This is a genomic window from Acinetobacter sp. ME22, assembly GCF_022012315.1.
GTDB lineage: Bacteria > Pseudomonadota > Gammaproteobacteria > Pseudomonadales > Moraxellaceae > Acinetobacter > Acinetobacter brisouii_A.
In genome coordinates this window covers 38,861-59,355 of the sequence record NZ_JAKLTL010000001.1, presented here as the reverse complement: position 1 = coordinate 59,355, position 20,495 = coordinate 38,861, and the positions used below count along the sequence as shown (strand labels likewise).

20 protein-coding genes are annotated in these 20,495 nt (G+C 41.6%); 9 read left to right on the top strand and 11 right to left on the bottom strand.

Going from position 1 to position 20,495, the window contains the following annotated elements:
• Nucleotides 1-13: 13 nt before the first annotated feature.
• From LVY74_RS00290 to LVY74_RS00275, 4 genes are all read right to left on the bottom strand, one after another.
• The gene (locus LVY74_RS00290) at nt 14-1,654 is read right to left on the bottom strand and encodes a thiamine pyrophosphate-dependent enzyme (protein ID WP_237813313.1); all 1,641 of its coding nucleotides are present in this window, start codon (nt 1,652-1,654) and stop codon (nt 14-16) included.
• 15 nt (nt 1,655-1,669) lie between these two features.
• Nucleotides 1,670-3,076, bottom strand: a complete 1,407-nt coding sequence (locus LVY74_RS00285; RefSeq protein ID WP_237813312.1) for an amino acid permease — start codon at nt 3,074-3,076, stop codon at nt 1,670-1,672.
• A 269-nt stretch (nt 3,077-3,345) separates the two neighbouring features.
• Nucleotides 3,346-4,281 carry a LysR family transcriptional regulator gene (locus LVY74_RS00280; protein ID WP_237813311.1) on the bottom strand — a complete coding sequence of 312 codons (936 nt, stop codon included), beginning with the start codon at nt 4,279-4,281 and terminating at the stop codon, nt 3,346-3,348.
• A 20-nt stretch (nt 4,282-4,301) separates the two neighbouring features.
• Entirely contained in the window at nt 4,302-5,021 is a 720-nt protein-coding gene (locus LVY74_RS00275) for a B3/B4 domain-containing protein (protein ID WP_237813310.1), read from the bottom strand.
• A gap of 296 nt (nt 5,022-5,317) precedes the next feature.
• Here LVY74_RS00275 and LVY74_RS00270 point away from each other — a divergent pair, with 296 nt between their 5' ends.
• The gene (locus LVY74_RS00270) at nt 5,318-6,217 is read left to right on the top strand and encodes a LysR substrate-binding domain-containing protein (protein WP_151777815.1); all 900 of its coding nucleotides are present in this window, start codon (nt 5,318-5,320) and stop codon (nt 6,215-6,217) included.
• Nucleotides 6,218-6,233: 16 nt separating this feature from the next.
• On the opposite strand, the gene pdxR is transcribed toward LVY74_RS00270, so the two are convergent.
• Nucleotides 6,234-7,742, bottom strand: a complete 1,509-nt coding sequence (pdxR, locus tag LVY74_RS00265) for a MocR-like pyridoxine biosynthesis transcription factor PdxR (protein ID WP_237813309.1) — start codon at nt 7,740-7,742, stop codon at nt 6,234-6,236.
• 117 nt (nt 7,743-7,859) lie between these two features.
• Between pdxR and LVY74_RS00260 the strand changes: the two genes are divergently transcribed.
• From LVY74_RS00260 to LVY74_RS00250, 3 genes are all read left to right on the top strand, one after another.
• The gene (locus LVY74_RS00260; protein ID WP_237813308.1) at nt 7,860-8,510 is read left to right on the top strand and encodes an FMN-binding negative transcriptional regulator; all 651 of its coding nucleotides are present in this window, start codon (nt 7,860-7,862) and stop codon (nt 8,508-8,510) included.
• 22 nt (nt 8,511-8,532) lie between these two features.
• Complete coding sequence (locus tag LVY74_RS00255; protein ID WP_237813307.1) at nt 8,533-9,117, top strand: GNAT family N-acetyltransferase; 585 nt, start codon at nt 8,533-8,535, stop codon at nt 9,115-9,117.
• A 158-nt stretch (nt 9,118-9,275) separates the two neighbouring features.
• Nucleotides 9,276-9,887 (top strand): CatB-related O-acetyltransferase, encoded by a 612-nt coding sequence (locus tag LVY74_RS00250; protein WP_237813306.1) that lies wholly within the window; start codon nt 9,276-9,278, stop codon nt 9,885-9,887.
• 161 nt (nt 9,888-10,048) lie between these two features.
• Here the strand turns inward: LVY74_RS00250 and LVY74_RS00245 are convergent, their stop codons facing one another.
• The 4 genes from LVY74_RS00245 to LVY74_RS00235 form a co-directional block, all read right to left on the bottom strand.
• The gene (locus LVY74_RS00245) at nt 10,049-11,464 is read right to left on the bottom strand and encodes an aminotransferase-like domain-containing protein (RefSeq protein ID WP_237813305.1); all 1,416 of its coding nucleotides are present in this window, start codon (nt 11,462-11,464) and stop codon (nt 10,049-10,051) included.
• Between the two features lie 96 nt (nt 11,465-11,560).
• Nucleotides 11,561-11,692, bottom strand: coding sequence for a hypothetical protein (locus tag LVY74_RS17720; RefSeq protein WP_266095378.1), 132 nt, complete (start codon nt 11,690-11,692; stop codon nt 11,561-11,563).
• Nucleotides 11,685-12,677 (bottom strand): cytochrome d ubiquinol oxidase subunit II, encoded by a 993-nt coding sequence (gene cydB / locus LVY74_RS00240; protein WP_237813304.1) that lies wholly within the window; start codon nt 12,675-12,677, stop codon nt 11,685-11,687. The genes LVY74_RS17720 and cydB overlap by 8 nt, the downstream gene beginning before the upstream one ends.
• Nucleotides 12,674-14,104, bottom strand: a complete 1,431-nt coding sequence (locus LVY74_RS00235) for a cytochrome ubiquinol oxidase subunit I (protein ID WP_237813303.1) — start codon at nt 14,102-14,104, stop codon at nt 12,674-12,676. Before LVY74_RS00235 ends, cydB begins: the two co-directional genes overlap by 4 nt.
• A 321-nt stretch (nt 14,105-14,425) precedes the next feature.
• Between LVY74_RS00235 and LVY74_RS00230 the strand changes: the two genes are divergently transcribed.
• Nucleotides 14,426-14,581 (top strand): hypothetical protein, encoded by a 156-nt coding sequence (locus LVY74_RS00230; RefSeq protein ID WP_237813302.1) that lies wholly within the window; start codon nt 14,426-14,428, stop codon nt 14,579-14,581.
• A gap of 26 nt (nt 14,582-14,607) precedes the next feature.
• A complete protein-coding gene (locus tag LVY74_RS00225) occupies nt 14,608-15,411 on the top strand; it encodes a hypothetical protein (RefSeq protein WP_237813301.1) in 804 nt (267 codons plus the stop codon).
• A gap of 9 nt (nt 15,412-15,420) precedes the next feature.
• Here the strand turns inward: LVY74_RS00225 and LVY74_RS00220 are convergent, their stop codons facing one another.
• Complete coding sequence (locus LVY74_RS00220; protein WP_237813300.1) at nt 15,421-16,467, bottom strand: DNA-binding protein; 1,047 nt, start codon at nt 16,465-16,467, stop codon at nt 15,421-15,423.
• A gap of 194 nt (nt 16,468-16,661) precedes the next feature.
• On the opposite strand from LVY74_RS00220, the gene LVY74_RS00215 reads away from it, so the two are divergent.
• On the top strand, nt 16,662-17,618 hold the full coding sequence (locus LVY74_RS00215; RefSeq protein ID WP_237813299.1) for a site-specific integrase: 957 nt from the start codon (nt 16,662-16,664) through the stop codon (nt 17,616-17,618).
• On the opposite strand, the gene LVY74_RS00210 is transcribed toward LVY74_RS00215, so the two are convergent.
• Nucleotides 17,611-18,417 (bottom strand): thioesterase family protein, encoded by an 807-nt coding sequence (locus tag LVY74_RS00210; protein ID WP_237813298.1) that lies wholly within the window; start codon nt 18,415-18,417, stop codon nt 17,611-17,613. The genes LVY74_RS00215 and LVY74_RS00210 overlap by 8 nt on opposite strands.
• A 202-nt stretch (nt 18,418-18,619) precedes the next feature.
• On the opposite strand from LVY74_RS00210, the gene LVY74_RS00205 reads away from it, so the two are divergent.
• Nucleotides 18,620-19,831: a DUF1615 family protein gene (locus LVY74_RS00205; protein ID WP_237813297.1), complete on the top strand. Its 1,212-nt coding sequence runs from the start codon at nt 18,620-18,622 to the stop codon at nt 19,829-19,831.
• On the top strand, nt 19,795-20,469 hold the full coding sequence (locus tag LVY74_RS00200) for an HAD-IB family hydrolase (protein WP_237813296.1): 675 nt from the start codon (nt 19,795-19,797) through the stop codon (nt 20,467-20,469). Before LVY74_RS00205 ends, LVY74_RS00200 begins: the two co-directional genes overlap by 37 nt.
• Nucleotides 20,470-20,495 lie beyond the last annotated feature (26 nt).

Below are 20,495 nucleotides of genomic sequence, written 5' to 3'. Positions count from 1 at the left end.
AGTTACTCATCTTTTAAAAATTAGGGTGAAGAAATTTCCACGGGCTGCTGTCTGAACCACGTGGTACAGTGACTTCAACCAACACAGGGCGATCTGCGGCAAAAGCCTGTTCTAAAGCAGTTTTCAGTTGTACAGGAGAAGAAACCCGCATGGCTTGTACACCAAAGGATTCAGCAAATTTTACAAAATCAGGGTTTACCAATTCAGAACCTAATAAACGCCCAGCAAATGTTTCCTGTTGATCTCGATACACATTGCCATAGGCATTATTGTTAAATACGACCGTCACCAGATTGATGCCATACTGCACAGCAGTTGCAAGCTCTTGTGCTGCAAACAAGAATCCACCATCACCACAAATTGAAATGACCGCTTTGTCAGGGTTTGCAACTTTGACCCCTAGCGCCGTAGGAAAACCAAAACCTAATGTGCCCTGATGACCTGAAGTCACCAAAGTACGAGGTTTATAAACAGGGAAGCCAAAAATTGAGGTAAAGCCGACTTGAGAGATTTCTTCAATAAAGAAACCATCGCGTGGCAACACTTCACGAATGACTTTTAAATAACTTAATTGCGGTTGAATAGATTGAATATCTTCTTCGGCAGTAGCTTTTACGGCAGCAATCTCATCTGTACGATGCTTAGGTACACCAGTACGTAAAACAGACTCTGTTAAAGCCTGAGCAGCCTCAGCAGCATCGGCAATAATACTGACATTTGCATCAATTCGACGAACTTCTGTTGGATCAATATCAATACGGATAAGTTTCAATCCCGCAGGGCGGTGTCTCCAACGAATATCCAAAAGTTCAAAGCGTGAGCCAATCACAATCGCAACATCAGTCTGTGCCCACAGCTTTGCACCAGAGGCAACGGTAAAACCAAGTGGATGATCATCGGCAACCACACCACGACCACCACGGAAGCTCACCACAGGTGCTCCCAAAACTTCAGCCAATTGTTGGACTTCAGTGCTCGCATCTAATGCACCTGAACCCACAAAAATCATCGGTGATTTCGCATTCTTTAATAATTGAGCTGCATCATCAATTTTATCGAGATCGACTGGTGGATTGGGTTGTAAAGGCAAAGCCGCTTGGTGCTGGACAGCACCTTGACGGGTAAAGAAATCCCATGATGCTTGTAAAGACACTACACCTTGACGACCTGATGACATTTCCTGAAAAGCACGTGCCACTTTCCACGAAGTATCAGCAGGCTGCTCAATATGTGCAGCCCATTTCCCAATGCCTTGTAAAATCTCAAGTTGGCGAGGTAATTCATGTAACTGACCACGACCACGATCTTTAAAAGAACTCATGACATCGCCAGTAATCGCAAGTACTGGTGCATTACAGCCGTGTGCCGTCAGCATTGCTGCCGAAGCATTCAAAATCCCCGGTCCAGGAACAACACTAAAGACACCAGCTTTACCTGTAGAGCGTGCATAACCAAATGCCATATACGCACTGGTTTGCTCATGACGTGCGCCCACAACGCGAATTGAATCCGTATTTCGTGCTAATGCATCCGTAAAACCGTAAATTTGTGCGCCTGGCAAAGCAAATACAGTATCTACACCATGCGTTTTGAGTCCCTGCACTAATGCATCACCGCCTGTCATTACAGCCACTTGAGGTGATTCAATATTCATTACATCTTCCTTTCATTAAATTTCTTTGTGCTCAATAATTTCTTGCGACACGGCGTTTTTCTTACGATAAAGCCCATAAATCACAAGCAACCATAGTGGAATCATCCAGATCGAGATTCGAGTTTCTGGAATAAGGGTCATCGTGCATAACAGCCCGATAATGAATGCGATACATAGATAGTTACTGAGTGGAAAAAACGGCGCTGCAAATGCCATTTTTTGACCCAGCGCAGCCTTCACTGCTTTAAATTTCAGATGGATATAGCTGGTTAATAACCAGTTCATGACAGTTGTTGTGACTGTCAGTGCCATTAAGGTGCCGATCAAGTCTTTGGTTGGAAAATAATTCAATAGAATTGTTGCACCAGTAATGACAGCTGTAATGGCTAACGCATTTACTGGAATCTGGTTCTTACTAAGTTTTAAAAATATTTTCGGAGCATTGCCTTGTTTTGCCATCGCATATAACTGACGGCTATTGCAGTAAACAATTGCGTTATAAACGGAAAGTGCAGCAGCCAAGACCACAAAATTTAATAAACTGGCCGCTACTTTACTGTCTAAGATACTTAGCACCTTAACAAACGGGCTTGCGCTATACGCATCGCCCGCAGTATTCAAAGATACAACCAAGCTATCCCATGGCATCAACATCAATAAAATCGACAATGCGCCAATATAAAAAATACCAATACGGTAGAGAACCTGATTAATCGCAGCAGGAATAGAAGTTTGTGGATCACGCGCCTCGCCCGCTGTAAATCCAAGCATTTCCAGACCACCAAAGGCAAACATAATAAATGGCATTGCCATCAATAACCCCGTCCAACCATGAGGCATAAAACCACCATGTGTCCAAAGGTTGCTAATGCTTGCGCCTGCCTGTGGGTGTGGGCCAAAGACCATCCAGGCCCCGAACATAATCATGGCAACAATCGCAACGACTTTCACAATTGCGAACCAGAATTCTGATTCTCCATAAATGCGAACATTTAAGAGATTGAGACCATTAATAATGATAAAGAATCCCGCAGCACTCAGCCATGTCGGTAATTCTGGCCACCAGTAATTCATATACTTACCAACCGCAGTCAGTTCAGCCATCCCCACCAAAATATAGGTTGCAACATAATTCCAACCCGATAAATACCCTAAAAAACCACCTGAATATTTCTGTGCAAAGTAACTGAGATTGCCAGAAACAGGTTCATCCACCAGCATTTCACCTAACTGGCGCATCATCCAAAATGCAATAATCCCTGCCAGTGCGTACCCCAGTAACAATGCAGGCCCTGCTGCTTTCATGACACCAGCACTGCCTAAAAACAGTCCTGTACCTATGGCTCCCCCGAGTCCAATCATCTGAATATGACGAATGGACAAACCACGTTGTAACGCTTCTTCACCGTTTTGCGCTTTCATAAAATCCATCTCTCCGTGAAACCATGCTCTGATCAAAATCCTAAAAATGATTGATCTAAAAACAGAGCTGCTCAGGTATAAACAACCAAGCAGATATTCTGATGAGCAAATTTTTTAACCATTTTTTGGCGATTACAGGACAACAGACACCGTATTTTTGATGTCAAATTGATCATGTGATAAGAGAAAGTAGCACTCCTATTCCATTTCAAAAATCACTAAAACGGAATACTTTCTATGCAGAAATGCCATACAAGAGACGAAAGGTATTAGTAAGAATCACTTGGGCTAAGTGACTGAGAAGAAAGGCAATGTTCATAAATAAACTGGCGAAACCAGAGTTGCTCTGGTGCATGATGATTACGCCCATGCCACAATACCCAATAACGAAAACGGTGTTCAATAAAAGATAAAGGTCGAATACATACAGGTGCATGTCGTTGCCATTTTCGGGCAATATGTTCAGGTAGGGTGAGTATATGATCGCTGTCACACAGCACATTTAAAGCAGCGGAAAAGAAAGGAACTCTTAATTTGATATCTCGGCTTAGACCTTTATTTTTAAGGTAGCTATCGACAAAACCATCCTTGTCTCCCCCTCCTGTAATTTTGATATGTGACCAAGCCAAATAACCAGCTTCATCAATCATCGGGAGTTGGTGCAATGGATGATCCTTACGCATACAGCATACGGCAATATCCTCCCCGATCACTCTGCCATGATAATCATCGGGTGCATCATCCAACATACTAATTGCAAGATCGACATCCCCATTGGAAAGCCATGAAAAATGGTTGGCTTGCCAAGTGATATAATCAATCGTGACTTTGGGAGCAACCATTGCTAAATCTGCCATCAAGCTTGGCAGCATATTTTCAGCCACATAATCTGAAGCGGCTAAAGTAAATTTTCGCTCACAGGTAGCAGGGCTAAATGTAGTGGGTAATCGAATTCGTTCAAGCTCAGCCAAAGCTTGTTTGAGGGGTTCTAAAATCTCTTTTGCCCGCTCAGTTAAGATATATTCTCTACCCTGACGAATCATCAGAGGATCATTTAAAGCCTCTCGAAACTGTGCCAAATGGCGGCTTAGTACCGATTGGCTACTTTCCAGAACAATCGCCGCCTTACTTAGATTACGAATTTCCAGAATTGTGACCAATGTATGTAATTGCGACATACTTAAAGAGTTAAAAAGAGAACTCATTGTCACCTCATCTGGTGTGGTTAATCTAAATGAAAAGTCACTTTGGGCTGAGCAGCAGATAACACAGCATGACCAATATATACTCCACCACAGAAACGCTGTACAAGTTCAATTAGATCATCCATCGCTTTTTGTACGGTGTCTTGGTCAATTGGAGCTAGACCATCGACATCAAAAAAAACGCAATCAGTTTGCTTTTCTGTGCGAGTATCTGCTGCCTGACGCCACGTCCAACGGCGAGTCAGAACTCGATGATCACTGGCAAGCACAATTTCCCCAGCGTTGATACTTTCAGGTTCTTGATTTGATTCTGCCAAGAATTGATCCCCTGATTGGGTTTTTCTGAGCATAATATTTTTTGAGCGAGCACCGATTGGGTGAACACCTGCTGGCAGAACATAACGCAATGAAATCAAATTACCGATATCCACCAATGGGTTAATCTCAGGAAGTTGATCTGGTTTTACGACTCGGCGCGTTAATGCTTCAATCGAACTACGAAAGTCGGCAGGTCGTGCACCAAATTTACGATAGGCATCACGCCATGCAGCAATGGTTGAATATTCGGCAGGATTGCCTGTAACACGTGCACGTAATTCTGTTTCTGCTGCACGAAAAAGTTGCGATAGCTCTGAAGAAGCCTGCGTATTATTTAATCCCTTGAAAACAACAACCCCGCGACAATACTCTGGAAAGTCCTGAAATATTGCTGAGTCAATTTCATAGTTAAATTCATTCATTTCTTTACTTCCTTTTGCACGGGTAATATCGCAGCACATAACATTTAATATCTAAATTTGCTTACTATAGCAGCAGTATCAGGCAGTCAAATATTCTGAAATACCATAGTGAGTATTCCAATTTTGCATAGATAAAGTTAAGGTTGAAGTTGAAAATACAAGGAGTGACTTGTTAGGAAAAGCCTTACAGCATTTAAAAAGGCATGTAATAATCTGAATATTAGATACAATCATCTTTTTTGAATGAATGTATTTCTAAATTAAGAAAAACATATTGTGATTGTGGAATAATTGACATGTTTAAGCTCGACAGCAAACTTCTTGAAATTTTTTATTATATTTACAAATATAAGAATGTGTCTGCCGCAGCTGAAACTTTGGAACTGAGTCAACCTGCTGTCAGCAACTATCTCAATAAAATTAGAGCACATTTTAATGACCCGCTATTTTTACGCGTGGGCAATGAAATGGTTCCCACCGAATTGTCTAAGCAATTATTTTCTCCGATCAGTGAAATTATTGGCAAAATTGAAAGTGTGAATAATTTTAAAGTTGATTTTGCTCCAGATCAGTCTGATCAATTATTTAGTATCGCCATGACCGACGTATCACATTTGGTGCTGTTGCCAAAGCTGACCAAATACTTAAAACAATATGCGCCCTCTATTCGTTTAAAAGTTCGACCGATTAGCCGTGAAACCAGCTATCAGATGGCGAATGGTGAAATTGATTTAGCCATCGGATTTTTACCAGAGTTTGATCAAGGCTTTTATCAGCAACAATTATTTTCTCAATATTATGTGGTGATTAGCCGCAAGGATCATCCACGAATTCAATCTGACCATCTCGATATTGAAACCTACATTCGTGAGTCGCATGTCGATGTCGATACCAGTATTGGGCATTACCACATTGAAAATGAATTAATCAGCCGTGGGCTAAAGCGTAATATTCTGATGACTTTACCGAGTTATCTTGGCGTTGGGCTGGTTGTGCAGGAAACAGATGCGATTGCCACGATTCCTTATTATCTGAGTGAAGTTCTACTCTCGCGAGGTAATCTAAAAATATTACAAGCGCCCTTGGACTTCCCAACTTATCCTGTACGGCAGTATTGGCATACCTCTTGTCATCATCAAAGCAGTAATCAGTGGTTAAGAAAAGTCATCTTTGATTTATATAGCGCCGTTCCTTAACCCTAAAACAGCACTATTACAGATTGGGATTTGGGTGAAGACTATTTTTTTGATGTTCGTCATTGATCAGCTTAGATAAAATCTGAATGGCTTGCTCTAATTGATCTACATCGAAATCCCCTAATCCTAAAATCAAACCAGATCGCTGACTTGCTTCAGAAAAAGTAGGCGATATTGCCTTGACCGAAACACCAGATTCACCTGCTAATCGTGCAATTTTTAGATCATCTACAGAATTTGCGAACCAAAGTACCATATGCATACCCTGATCCCCCGACTCAATAAAAGCCTGTGTTTTGGGAATATAGCGATCAATTAGTTGAATAATCTGTTGGCGATTTTCAGCATATACATGACGAATACGGCGAATGTGTCGTTCTAAATAACCTTCTTGTATAAATGCTCCCAGCACATGCTGATCCGCAGAAGGAGGATGACGGTCAATCAGTGCTCGAAGACCGCAAAAAGCTGCAACCAAGACTTTGGGCAAGACAGCATAGCCCAGTCTTAACGATGGAAAAAGAACTTTACTAAAAGTGCCGAGATAAATGACCCGATCAGGTGCCATTGCGTGCAGTGCAGGAAAAGGCTGACCGATATAGCGAAGCTCGCTGTCATAATCATCTTCAATGATCCACGCGCGTTGCTGTTTTGCCCATTCAACCAGTTCAGCGCGTCGAGCCAAACTCATGGGCATACCAAGTGGATATTGATGCGAAGGCGTAACAAAGGCAGCTCGTGCATGAGGTGCAAGTTCAATCCCTGTATGGACTAAAATCCCATCTTCATCGACAGGAACACGACTAATCTGTAGATGCTGCAACGAATTTTCCAGAATCGCCGTTGTACCACGATAAGCTGGGTCTTCAACCCAAACAGCATCATGCTTGGTCAATAAGATTTGGCTACAAAGATACAGTGCTTGTTGAATCCCACTGGTAATCACAATTTGCTCAGGTTCACACTGCACTGAGCGTGAGCGCCGAACATAGTCAGCAATTGCCGAACGGAGCGCATAGACCCCTTGAGGATCATCATAGCCCGAAGGTGCTGCTACACCACATGCACGAAAGCGATTGCCAAATTTGCGCCAAACATCACGAGGTTGCGTACGACCTATAGGAACAGAAACGGCAAATGGACGATGCGCTAAGGGCTTAAATTCTTTGAAAATCTGAGCATAGGCTTGTGCTGCATCAGTCAAATTATCACTATCTATAGATTGGATAGATATCGCCTGAGAACTTGGGCTTTTGAGTATATGTGAAACAAACGTTCCTTGACGTGCTCGCGCTTCTAGGACACCTTCAGCAATCAGTTGATCATAGGTTTCAATAATCGTACCGCGAGCGATCCCTAAAGTTTTAGCCAGTTCACGCGAAGCAGGTAGCGGATCACCTGCCTGTAAATTGCCTTGTTGTACCGCTTCTCTCAAAATTTGAATCAGTTGTGCGCTAATCTTACCTTCAGCTTTATTCAATTTAATAATTGATGGAAGATCAATCACTTTTGCAATTCTTGCCATAATTCTGGTCTAGTTAAAATAAAATAAACTGGTTCTTTTAATAATCCAGTGAATCGCGGAAATTTACAACAACAACCTCATGTTTGGTTGAGCCACATTAAAAGAGTACGTGTAGCCATGTATATTCCCGCAGATTTTGAAATTCCAAATATTGATGTCATGCATCAACTGATTAAACAGCACGCATTAGGCATTTTATTTACGCACGGCAACAGTGGTTTAGATGCAAATCACATTCCTTTTGAACTCAGCATAGAGCAATCTGAGCTTGGGATATTACACGCACATGTGTCGAGAAATAATCCTGTCTGGCAAGATATTCAAGACGGCGATGAGGTCCTGGTGGTATTTCGGGCGGGCGATGCCTATATCTCCCCCAATTGGTATCCGAGTAAACATGAACATCATCAGCAAGTTCCAACATGGAACTACAAGACGGTACATGCATATGGCACTGTAAAAATCCGCGATGATGAACGCTATGTTCGAGGTGTGGTCGCACGCTTAACGCGTACACATGAAGCCACACAAGCTGAACCTTGGAAAATGTCAGATGCACCAAAAGACTATTTAGAACCGATGCTAAAAGCCATTGTGGGGATTGAAATTGCAATCACCCGATTGCAAGGCAAAGCCAAACTTAGTCAGAACAAAGAGTATCGGGATATTTTAGGGGTTGCCAATGCCTTAACAGCAACGGGGCAACAGATTATCGGTGATTCCATGCATCAAGTTGCTGTATCAAAAATAAAACAGTCATGTGAATAAAGAACAAATTGAGGAATCCACTATGCAATGGATAGAGCCAGTGACATTACTTGGGCAGCATGTCATTTTAAAACCACTCGATGAATCGCATCATGTTGAGTTGAGTGAAGCGGTACAAGATGGTGAGTTATGGAAACTGTGGTTCACTTTCATTCCAAGCCCAGAAAACATGTTAGCTGAAGTTCAAAGGCGTTTAGCACTGCAACAGCAAGGTCAAATGCTACCTTTCACCGTCTTTGAGCGCCAAAGTGGCAAAGTTTTAGGCATGACCAGTTTCATGAATATTGACGCTGCACACCGTCGTTTGGAAATTGGCTCGACGTGGTATTGTCAATCAGCACAGCGTAGTGCCGTCAATACCGAAGCCAAGCAACTCTTGCTGAGCCATGCTTTTGAGGTTTTGAACTGTATTGCGGTTGAGTTTCGGACATCATCCTTTAATTTTAAAAGCCGTGCAGCCATTGAACGCTTAGGTGCTAGACTCGATGGTGTATTAAGAAGCCATCAGATTGTGAAAGATGATATTTTACGAGATACCTATGTCTACAGTATTTTGCGAAGTGAGTGGCCTGCGGTCAGACGCAATTTAGAATTTAAATTAAGTTAACGTCGTGAGGAGCAGATAAAGTACTTAGAAAGCACTTTATCTGTAAAATCCGTATAGTTGTCGATCAAATTATTGCGATGTTTGACGCTTTAAAATAGTGATCTATCTACAGACCATGTAAAATCAATGATCTATTTTGATTGATCTCATCCGACGTAATGCAAGACTCCCCTGTAAAGCACTGGTGTGAATTTGAATTTATTTCAAAAACTGTCACAAATCCCAATATTCATATTCGAGGCAACTATAGTTATTACAGTGCATATTGGGACAGTGGATTTGAACGCTGTGTCGTTCGCTATTTACATGACAAACCTTCGACTGTAGAGCGCCCGATTGATCAGCTCTATATTGGTAATTTTGTCAGCTTTGGTGCTGAATGCGTGATTATGATGGGTGGAAATCAGTTGCATCGAACGGACTGGATTGCTGCTTTCCCGTTCGATACGCGTAGTTTTGTTGCTGCGGGCGATACGATCATTGGTGATGGTTGCTGGATTGGAAGTCGTGCCATGATTATGCAAGGCGTAACATTGGGTGAAGGTGCTGTGGTGGCAACGGGTGCTGTGGTGACTAAAGATGTCCCTGCTTATGCCATAGTTGCTGGTGTTCCAGCGCAGGTGATTAAATATCGTTTCCCTACTGATGCGATAGAAAAACTGATCTCTGCCAAAATTTATGATCTGGATGAAAAAGTCTTTTTAAAAATCAGAGAAAAACTTCAATCAGAGGATGTTGATGCATTATTGGCATTTCTTGATACTCAATAATTAAATGCTAATTCCTGTTATTTTAAACATAAAAAAACCATATAGTCATAAGACTATATGGTTGAAAATTAGGAAACTACAGCGTATATATCCTAAAAAGTGGTTAAAATATATATGAAATACATTTTTCAGTCAAATCATCGCAAATGATTTTTATAGACTTAACAGTCATCTGATTGATGTTGAATTAAATAAATAACTTGTAGCAGTGCTTGTTGCATAGATAAATCTAGATTAAATGAGCAATTAATCCGAATAAAATTCTGTGAAGAAACATCTAGGCGAAACAAACTACTGGGTGCGATGGCAATACGTTGTTGTAATAGCTGTTGATATAAAACCGTACTATTCACATGCTCAGGCAATTTAATCCATAAAAAATAACCACTGGAATAATAATAAATTTCACAATCTTGAGATAAATGCGCTTTTAAAAACTGATAAAACGCCTGTTTGTTGTGTTCGAGCTGCAAGCGTAATTGTCGCAAATGTTTTTCATAATGATGACTCGATAAAAAATCGACCAAAGCATGTTGTACTAAGGTGCTGGCAGATAATGTACTCATTAATTGTAAGTGCTGAATAGCATTGGAAAATTTACCGACATGTACCCAGCCAATGCGTGTACCCATCCCGATGGTTTTGGAAAATGAAGAACAATGCAGCACGTAGTTATGCTGGTCAAAGTATTTCATTGGTAAGGGTTTTTGTGCGCCGTAGTATAATTCCTGATAAACATCATCTTCGATTAGATAAACCTGATGTTCATGCAGTAATTTGGCAATTTCAAACTTGATTTCATTACTAACGGTAAAGCCAATCGGGTTGTGTGTATTGAGCATCAGCCAGCAGACTTTAATCGGATATTGTTTTAATGCAGTTTCAAAAGATGCCAGATCAAAGCCATGTTGTGGATGCTCAGGAATGGTAATCACCTTCAAACCAAGGCGTTCTGCGGCTTGCCATGCGCCGTAGAAAATATTTTGTTGCAGCAGAATATAATCGCCTGCTTGGGTCAGTGCTTGCAGGGAAAGATTAAGTGCTTCCAATGCACCTGAAGTAATCACAATATCATTGGCATCGGTTGGAATGCCTTGCAAGCTGTAACGGCTCGCAATAATTTTGCGCAGTTCCAGATTGCCTGGCGGCATACTGTCCGAATTTAAGTAGCTGCGTTTACGCTTGGCGTGTTGCGCGATAATCTGCATGAGCTTGCTGTTATAGAGCAAATCTGAACAAGGAAATGCCGAACCAAGTGGCACAACATCTTCATCTTGCATAGCTTTTAAGAAATTAAACACCTGAGAGTTAATTTCGATATGAGCGTTGAGACTGGTTTCAGGATGATGCGCCAGTTCCTGTGTCGCCAAATTCCCTGCGACAAAATAACCTGATTTTTGTTTGGAATAGACCAAGCCCTGCGCTTCAAGCTCCTGATAGGCATTCAGCACCGTCATTAAACTAAAACCTGAACGCTGTACCTGTTCACGCAAGGATGGAAGTTTACTGTGGGCTTGCCATGAACCATTTTCAATAAGTGCCCGTATGCTACGCGCCAGTTGTTCTGATTTATACATAATTGATAAAGGCAAACCCAAAATTGGAAAATGATGGCTTCTTTCACCGTGCTTTGCACTTTAGTCAAACCCGATAAAAGAAGCTTCGCTGTTGTTTTAGTGCAAACTGGCTTTGGCGAGTAGCAATAAACTACGGAAAATTCCCGCAATGACAGCCAAACTCAAAAAGCCGAATAACCATAATACAATAAACCATTGCCATTGTTTGAGTTGCAGTCGTTTAGTCATGATAACCCTCATCACCAATGCGTACTTTGTCCTTAAATACCCAGTATGCCAAAGCTGTGTACACCAAGATAATCGGCAATAAAATACATGCGCCAATCAACGCAAACAGTTGACTGCTATACGGCGCGGCTGCCTGCCAAATCGTGACAGATGGCGGAATGATATTGGGCCACAGGCTAATCAGAAAACCGATATAAGCAAGCGTTACCAATGCCAACATATACATAAAGGGTTGATGCTCTATGTGACGTTGACAGGCACGATACAGTTGATAACTCACAAAAATCACCAAGACAGGCACAGCACTTAAATAATAAATATTTGGTGTGCTAAACCAGCGTGTTGCAATTTCAGTATGTTGCAACGGCGTATAAATGCTGACACCGAGGAAAATTATCAGTAATCCTAGTAGGAGTTTTGGCATCAGTTGATACATGCGTTGCTGAAGATCAGTTTCAGTTTTCATGATCAGCCATGCACAGCCCAAAGCAGCATAAACCAAGACCACGCCAAAACCTGTAAAGACAGAAAAAGGCGTCAACCAGTCCCAAGCTCCTTGCTGCGGATGGATGCCCTGAATATAAGCACCTAAAATCATCCCTTGAAAGAAACTGGCAAGTACCGAACCCCAAGTAAACCCCAGATCCCACAAATAACGACTACGATGTGCCTTAAAGCGAAACTCAAATGCCACACCACGAAAAATCAGAGCAACCAGCATAAACATAATCGGTAAATACAGTGCTGACAGTACCATCGAATACACCAATGGAAATGCAGCATACAATCCCGCTCCACCCAACACCATCCATGTTTCATTGCCATCCCACACAGGGGCAACCGTATTCATCATTACGTCGCGTTGCTGTTTGTCAGCAACTACGGGAAATAAAATCCCGATGCCCAGATCAAATCCGTCCAGAATCACATAAATCCAAACCCCAAGACCAATAATCCCGACCCAGATTAATGATAAATCCATCATGATTTTTTCTCCTCATCGAGATCTTCGGCATCGAGCATACTCATTGGGCGCATTGGCGTTTTAAAATGCCCAACACCAGTCGCTTCCTGATGTTCTAATGTTTGATGCTGTGGTCCTTTACGAATCAGTTTAAACAGGTAATAAAAACCACTGCCGAACACAATGCTATACACCACCACAAAAATCGTCAGACTGAGTCCCACCTGTGGTGCAGATACCTGATGTGATAAACCATCAATGGTTTTTAGTAAGCCATACACCACCCACGGCTGACGCCCAACTTCGGTCGTCACCCAACCAGCCAGTAAGGCAATATAGCCACTCGCACCCATCAGCATGGCAAAGCGCAGAAAGCCACGACTGTCATATAAACGCTGGCGATAACGCAGCCACAATGCCAGTACCGACATCAACAGCATCAGCATGCTCATCGAAACCATGACACGGAAGCTCCAGAACACCAGTAAGGCATTGGGACGTTCATCACGAGGGAAATCTTTCAGCCCAGTCACAGCGCCGTTCATTTCATGGGTTAAAATCAGGCTACCCAAATACGGCACACCCAGTTCAAAATGGTTCTTTTCTTGCTGCATGTCAGGAATGGCAAATAACAACAGTGGCATTGGTTCTTGATGATTGGTTTCCCAATGCCCTTCAATTGCTGCCAGTTTGGCAGGTTGATGGTGTAAGGTATTTAAACCATGCTGATCTCCCACCACCAGTTGCAGACTAGAGGTGAGCAAAACCATCCACAGCCCCATTGAAAATGAGGTTTTGACCAAGGCATCGCGGCGACCTTTGAGTAAGTGCCATGCCGATGACCCAGTGACCAGTAAACCTGACACCAGAAATGCTGCGATGCTCATATGTGCAAAGCGATATGGAAAACTTGGATTAAAGACAATCATCCACCAGTCTTTCGGCACTAAAATGCCATGTTCAAGGGCAATGCCTTGAGGAGTTTGCATCCAACTGTTAGAAGATAAAATCCAGAACATGGAAATACATGTGCCGATGGCGACCATTAAGGTAGCAAAGAAATGCGCTTTTTCACTGACTCGCCCCCAGCCAAACATCATGATGCCTAAAAAGCCTGCTTCGAGGAAAAAGGCGCTCAGCACTTCATACGTGAGTAACGGGCCTGTCACACTTCCCGCAATTCGGGAAAATTCACTCCAGTTGGTACCAAACTGATACGCCATGACAATGCCAGACACGACACCCATGGCAAATGCCACAGCAAAAATTTTCAGCCAATATTTAAACAAGTCCTGATACAGCGGATTGCGGCTGCGTAGCCATTTCCATTCTAAAACGGCAAGGAAACAGGCTAAGCCAATCGAAGTCGCAGGAAAAATAATATGAAAAGAAACGGTAAAGGCAAACTGCATTCTTGCCAAAGCAAAAGCGCTCAAACCAAAATCCATAATCACCCTCCCTGTACGAAAGTAGTGAATACGTTGCAAAGATTCATAACAGATGCTCTGTAAATGATGACTTTGTTATGATGCAGAGCGCCCTATTAAATTGTTAGATACAAAACAATGCTGAAAAAATATAACAGTTATCAGGAGAAATCAGCAGATTATGGAGATAATCGACTTAAAAAGTCGGGTTTTTATTGGTTTAAATTGCATATGCACTAAAAAACGGCTCATCTGTTATAGTTTTTTAGAACAGATTTGTATCTACTCAAAAGGCAGCATTCTTCTCAAAATAGCAGCAAGTTCTATTGAGGAATTACGCACATGAACAACGATGATGAAAACAAAAAACCTGAACAAAAGTACGCTGACAGCAGCATTTCTGACAAAGCCTTTAAAAACCTCTTGTTTTGGTTTGCGCTGTACACCACTCTCTTTTGTATTGGTGTGGTCTTCGCCGTTGGGGCGGACATGAAATAATGATCCAGCGTATACGGGAGCCGCTTATGTTCATCACGCCTGAACTACAAAATTTGCCTCAGATTTTTAATTTACCGCAGCTCTCGGAAGCTGTGCAGCATCGCCTGAGCATGGAATACATGAATCTTGAGGGTGCGATTTTACGGGCAAAGGTGGTACGGGCATTTGGACGGCAAAATCTGCATTATCTGATTCAGGATGCCGTACAGGAACAGGATGCCAACTTGGGATATGTATTTAGCCCCTTTATTTTTGCCAATTTGAACAAGCCCTGTATCTATAGCACGCCCCATACGACCAGTATTGACAATATTTTGGGTCGTTTTGGCAAGATTCAGCATAAAGTCAAAACAGATTATGCCTTGGATGCCATGCAGATGTATGTCGATCTACAAGAGGCTCATTTTGCTACTCTGGAGATTTTACAACTGGGTGTGTTACGTGCCTTATGCCGACCTGATCTCAAGCATCTTTTTTTGATCACTCAATGGACTGACTTTAATTACAGCGCAATCGCACAGATTGAGCAGTTTCTCAATGTGCAGATTCATATTATTCATTCAGCAGCACCAAGTGATTTGCCAGTGCCAGCAGCCAGTGAGATTAAACTCAAAAAATTGCTGTTTAAACATAAAGATGCTCAATATATGGCGCTCTGTGAATACTTTTCCAAACAAAATGCAGCGCTGCTGAAATGCTGTGACAGTTTAAAACTGGAACAAAATGCCAGACTGATCGAAGACATGTTCTACAGTGAACACATCTTCGAAAAAATGTCGGTTTATAGTGAATATATTCAGACGCTTTCACAAAATGCACTGCATGGCTGAATATGCTATTTAGCCATCAGCAGGTTTGTTCTGTAGCACAGCATCAGGTGTTTTCGCTGCAAATTGTTGCAATAGATGATTTAACTGCTCAGAAAACTGCTGTTGCAAATAGAGTTCTGACTGCGTTTGTTTAAGCTTGCCTTGGGTTTGCTCAAGCTGCTGCTGTAATGACTGGTGTATATGTTCGGCTTGCTCCAAGGTATCTTGCTGCTGTTGAAATTGCTGCTTCAGCATTGAAAATTCTTGTGTCTGTTGTCGATATTGTTGTTTTAAATCAGTCAGTTCATCTTGCTGTTGTTGATTATGTTGCTGTAACTGCTGAACTTGATTGTGCTGTTGTTCCAGATATACAGCCTGTTTGGTGTGTTCAGTGTGTAATACAGACAGCTCATTGTTTTTGATCACAATGGTTTGCTGTAACTGCTGAATTTCAGTCTGCAATTGCTGCACCGCCTGATCATGGCGCCGTAAATCCTGCTGACGCTGTTCCTTGACTGACTCTCGGTAATGCTCCAGAGCTTGCTGAGCATGTTGAAACTTATCTTCAAGTGCAACACGATGTTGTTCATTCTGCTCAAGTCTGTCTTTTAAATCAGTGGTTTGCTGCTCTAAACGATTTCGCAATATGGTTTCTTGTTGCAAGTTCTGCTGAAGTTGTTGCTGAGCCTGCGTCAATTCATCTACATGCGTATTTTTCTGCTCTAATTCTGCCTGAGTGCCTGTCAATCGTGTGTTTAGATTCTGAATCTGCTGTTGTTGTTCGGCTTCACGTTGCTGCATTTGTTCCTGAAAAACATTGATTTTTTCTTGTGCTTCCTGATGCAATTGCTGAGAAAGTCGCTGTACCAAATTTTGCAGCGTTTCACTAATGGAGGGTTGGGCAATAACATCCCCCTCTTCGTCCTCAAGCTCTTTTAAATACTTATGAATCGTACTTTTTGAGCCTGTATTGCCCAGTTCAATCCGTACAGCATCGACAGATGGATATTTTTCTTGTGCTAACAAGGTATCACGGGCTTTCTTGACTTGTTGCTTGCTGAGACCTGTACGGGACATGCTGCACCTGAATATCATAATGTATTATGTAATACATAATAACATAATAAAAATAAGCTTCTTAATTTTATTTTTACATAAAAATAAAAGCTGGATAATTAAGGATTATCCTGTGTTATAGTGATTTGGACAAAATGAGGTAAATCTAGCATTACACTTCGGTATGCACGCGATATTGGAGCTAAAAACGTAAAATGAATCGTCTGGATCAGTATTTACAGGCTGCAACACGAGAAAATACCCGAAAAAGTTACGCTTCTGCGCTCAGACACTACGAGGTGGAATGGCAAGGTTTACTACCTGCGACTGCGGATAATATTGCTCAGTATTTAGCAGATCATGCCGAAAAATTATCAATTAATACATTAAAACAAAGACTTGCAGCACTATCGCAATGGCATGTTGATCAAGGCTTTCCCGACCCGACTAAGTCGCCTTTGGTAAAACAGGTTTTTCGCGGTATCAAAGCAGTACATCCTGCTCAGGAAAAACAGGCAAAGCCTTTAGAAATCGTAGAGCTTGAGTTCATTGTTAATTATTTAGATCAGGAAATTGCGACACAGCAAACACAAGGAAATTTTGCTCAGGAAATGCGTTTAAAACGCGATAAATCTTTATTATTACTGGGTTTTTGGCGTGGTTTTCGTGGTGATGAACTCACACGTTTGCAGGTTGAGAATATTCAAGTTGCTCCACAAGAAGGCATGCAATGCTTTTTGCCCTTTAGTAAAACCGATCGGCAGTTTCAGGGGCAAACATTCCAAGTTCCTGCATTAGCCAGACTTTGCCCTGTACAAGCTTATACAGACTGGATTGAAATCAGTGGTTTAACAGAAGGCTTTGTCTATCGAGGGATACATCGTTATGGCAAGTTGTCAGATCAGGGCTTGCATATCGACAGTTTATTGCCTTTACTTCGCAAGATCTTTGCCCAAGCGCAAATCGCAACACCAGAACGTTATAGTACGCATTCATTACGCCGTGGTTTTGCCAACTGGGCGAGTCAAAGTGGCTGGGATGTAAAAACACTGATGCAATATGTCGGTTGGAAAAATGTCAACTCAGCATTACGTTATGTGGAAGCAGCCAATCCTTTTCAGGGATTTTCCAAGAATTGGCTAGAACAAAAAAATGATGGCGAGTTTAGGTAAGTGGTCTTAACGTCAGGATTTGTTCACTACGTCCAAATGGTCCAGTTTCATCATGTAAAATCGAGCTAGTTAGTCCGATCCCATCTTCGCCGTACTGTTGAACTGTTTCCAGTCCTAGCCAGCGACCACGCGGCATTCGGTGTAAATGGATTTGTAGATCTAGATTGGCAAATGACCACGTAAATCCTCCTTTTTGTCGAGGGACAATCCCGTTTGCGGTATCTACTAAACCCATTAAGTGTACAAAATCACTGGTTGGTTCATCTTCGACCATTTCAATATGCGTGTTTAACCAGACAATACCTTTGCCTGCACGAGTCAGTGAAGCATGAGTTCTGACTTCGACACTTTTAATAAAACCGCCTGGCCATTGTTTTAAACGTTCTTCAGGTAAGCTATGTTCAGGTTGAGAAATACTGTCATCTTCTAAACCTGCAATACTTCGGGTGTCAAGGGTTTGCATACGCCATGCGCGTGCCACAATACAGGTTTTCCCCTGAGCCAGCATTTTCGCTTCAATCAGTTCAATCGTACGACCTGCACGAATCACATGGGTTTGAATGGTAAATTCGCCTGCTGCAATTAAGCCGAAAATATCTAGGCTAATTCGTCCAATACGCATATTTTCTCTTGGGAAAAATTGCTCTAGCTCAGCACAAAGAATACCTGTGGCAGGTGCCATGTGTTGTTCATGGGCATTCCATGCGCCTTGTGCGTAAAGAGTAGAATGATAATGTGTGGTGACTTGTTGCTGCTCATCATCTTGATGGCGTTGTAACAGTTGATAATATGCAGTCATAATGTCCCTATATTTTGTTTTATTATTCTCACAAATTGTATGCTGATCATACAGTAAAACCAAGTCAGCTTCCTGAGCGTATCAGTCAGTCTTTAAAATGCTGCAAATCGATTGTCTAACAATATACATCTGTTATAAAACGCTCTACAATCGCCGTATAAACAGCCGCCTTGGCTTAATACGTGATTAGTGTTTAGCGTACATGAATAAATCTGATTTTTTACACCCGATTTGTCGGGTTTTAACTGTTTTGGCAGTCTCTACAGGCTTGGTGGCTTGTGGTGAAAATTCTTTATTTTCTAAAGATGATGAAAAAATTCTGAAAGAAAAACAAATCAAGCGCTTGATACCATCTCACGTGAGTAATCGTGAGTCTTGGGCAAAAGATATGAATGACATTATGGACGAACTCAAAATTGAAAAGTCCAAGGAAAATGTCTGTAGTATTGTGGCTGTTGTTGATCAGGAATCGAATTTTGTTGCCAGCCCTCGCGTCCCTGGACTTGGGCAAAAAGCAGTAGCAGAAGTCAACACTCGTTTAAAAGAGAAATTTACCGACAAATTGGGTGCAACGATTGGTACACCGATTGCAGGTTATTTTGAAAAAGTTCTTAAAACTCAGCCAACACCTGAAAACAGCTATTTAAAACAAATGGCAAAAGTCAAAACTGAACAAGACTTAGATGTTTTGTATCGTCAGATTTTTGACTATATGTCCAAGCATTATCATGTCAGTGCTTTAACAGGTGCAGCGAAATTGGTCGGTCAGGATATTGGCGAACGTATGAACCCGATTACCACTTTGGGTTCTATGCAAGTTTTGGTGCGATATGCACAAGATCATGAACGTGATCGAATGAATGTCAATGAACTACGTGATTATTTATATACCCAATATGGTGGTATGTATTATGGTATTCATCGCCTGATGCTGTATAAAGCGGACTATGACAAACCAATTTATCGTTTTGCCGACTATAACTCAGGCATGTATTCAAGCCGCAATGCTTCATTCCAAAAAGCATTGAATACATTGACTGATGCTGATTTATCTTTAGATGGTGATTTGTTGCTGTACGATAAAAATGAAGATGTCCAATCCACCAAAAGTTCAACTGAACTGGCACTGGCAAAACTATTTGCACAAAAAGGCGTGATTATTACGGCACGACAGTTGCGTAGTGATTTAAGAGAAGAGAAAACCGAAGATTTTGAGAAAACGCAAACGTATTTAGCTGTTGCAAAGCTATATAAACAGAAAACTGAAAAAGAAATGCCATATGCAGTCATGCCACAAGTGGTTATTTCTGGGCCAAAACTCAGCCGTGATTATAATACCAATTGGTATGCCAGTCGTGTAAATGGACGCTACGAATCATGTATGCATCGTGCCAAACGTCTAAAAACTTCATAAAGCAGCAAGCCAAGACCCTTGCCCTGTTTGATTTTGATGGAACACTGTGTTTAACAGACAGTTTTACACAGTTTATTTTCTATACCTTGTCAAAAAAGCATATTTTTCGGCAAGGTGTAAAAATTTTACCGTGGATACAAGGCTATTATTTAAATTTATATCCTGCACATGCCATGCGTGCCAAACTCTATAGTCAAATGTTCAGCCAGCAAAAATATCCAGAAATTGAGCAACTGGCATGGGATTATAGTCACCAACTACTTGAACAACTCAACCCCGTGTTATTGGCACAATTGAAACAGCATCAGGACTTTGGACATGATGTTGCAATTGTATCAGCGTCTTTAGATCTGTATTTGCAGCCCATTGCACAGCACTTAAATGTCGCTCTCATCTGTACAGAAACAGAAAAACATCAGAATATTTTAACGGGTCAATATTCAAGTCCAGATTGTAGTAGTGAGCAGAAGAAATTAAGAATTTTAGCGAATTATAATATCGCAGAATATGATCAAATCTATGCCTATGGCAACAGCCATGAAGATGAAGAAATGCTGAATCTCGCTCAGCACCGTTTTATGGTTGGACAGGATCAATATTTACCAACGATTGATACACTCAAATTAACAGGCACATAATGTGCCTGTTTTAATTTAAGAAAATT

Bases quoted from the DNA above. Each gene is read 5' to 3' on its own strand.
- LVY74_RS00280 (WP_237813311.1), bottom strand. From the start codon at position 4,281: ATGAGTTCTCTTTTTAACTCTTTAAGTATGTCGCAATTACATACATTG.
- cydB (WP_237813304.1), bottom strand. From the start codon at position 12,677: ATGATGGATTTATCATTAATCTGGGTCGGGATTATTGGTCTTGGGGTT.
- LVY74_RS17720 (WP_266095378.1), bottom strand. From the start codon at position 11,692: ATGACTAAACGACTGCAACTCAAACAATGGCAATGGTTTATTGTATTA.
- LVY74_RS00285 (WP_237813312.1), bottom strand. From the start codon at position 3,076: ATGAAAGCGCAAAACGGTGAAGAAGCGTTACAACGTGGTTTGTCCATT.
- LVY74_RS00250 (WP_237813306.1), top strand. From the start codon at position 9,276: ATGCAAGACTCCCCTGTAAAGCACTGGTGTGAATTTGAATTTATTTCA.
- LVY74_RS00215 (WP_237813299.1), top strand. From the start codon at position 16,662: ATGAATCGTCTGGATCAGTATTTACAGGCTGCAACACGAGAAAATACC.
- LVY74_RS00235 (WP_237813303.1), bottom strand. From the start codon at position 14,104: ATGGATTTTGGTTTGAGCGCTTTTGCTTTGGCAAGAATGCAGTTTGCC.
- LVY74_RS00290 (WP_237813313.1), bottom strand. From the start codon at position 1,654: ATGAATATTGAATCACCTCAAGTGGCTGTAATGACAGGCGGTGATGCA.
- LVY74_RS00220 (WP_237813300.1), bottom strand. From the start codon at position 16,467: ATGTCCCGTACAGGTCTCAGCAAGCAACAAGTCAAGAAAGCCCGTGAT.
- pdxR (WP_237813309.1), bottom strand. From the start codon at position 7,742: ATGGCAAGAATTGCAAAAGTGATTGATCTTCCATCAATTATTAAATTG.
- LVY74_RS00275 (WP_237813310.1), bottom strand. From the start codon at position 5,021: ATGAATGAATTTAACTATGAAATTGACTCAGCAATATTTCAGGACTTT.
- LVY74_RS00260 (WP_237813308.1), top strand. From the start codon at position 7,860: ATGTATATTCCCGCAGATTTTGAAATTCCAAATATTGATGTCATGCAT.
- LVY74_RS00210 (WP_237813298.1), bottom strand. From the start codon at position 18,417: ATGACTGCATATTATCAACTGTTACAACGCCATCAAGATGATGAGCAG.
- LVY74_RS00245 (WP_237813305.1), bottom strand. From the start codon at position 11,464: ATGTATAAATCAGAACAACTGGCGCGTAGCATACGGGCACTTATTGAA.
- LVY74_RS00230 (WP_237813302.1), top strand. From the start codon at position 14,426: ATGAACAACGATGATGAAAACAAAAAACCTGAACAAAAGTACGCTGAC.
- LVY74_RS00255 (WP_237813307.1), top strand. From the start codon at position 8,533: ATGCAATGGATAGAGCCAGTGACATTACTTGGGCAGCATGTCATTTTA.
- LVY74_RS00225 (WP_237813301.1), top strand. From the start codon at position 14,608: ATGTTCATCACGCCTGAACTACAAAATTTGCCTCAGATTTTTAATTTA.
- LVY74_RS00200 (WP_237813296.1), top strand. From the start codon at position 19,795: ATGTATGCATCGTGCCAAACGTCTAAAAACTTCATAAAGCAGCAAGCC.
- LVY74_RS00270 (WP_151777815.1), top strand. From the start codon at position 5,318: ATGTTTAAGCTCGACAGCAAACTTCTTGAAATTTTTTATTATATTTAC.
- LVY74_RS00205 (WP_237813297.1), top strand. From the start codon at position 18,620: ATGAATAAATCTGATTTTTTACACCCGATTTGTCGGGTTTTAACTGTT.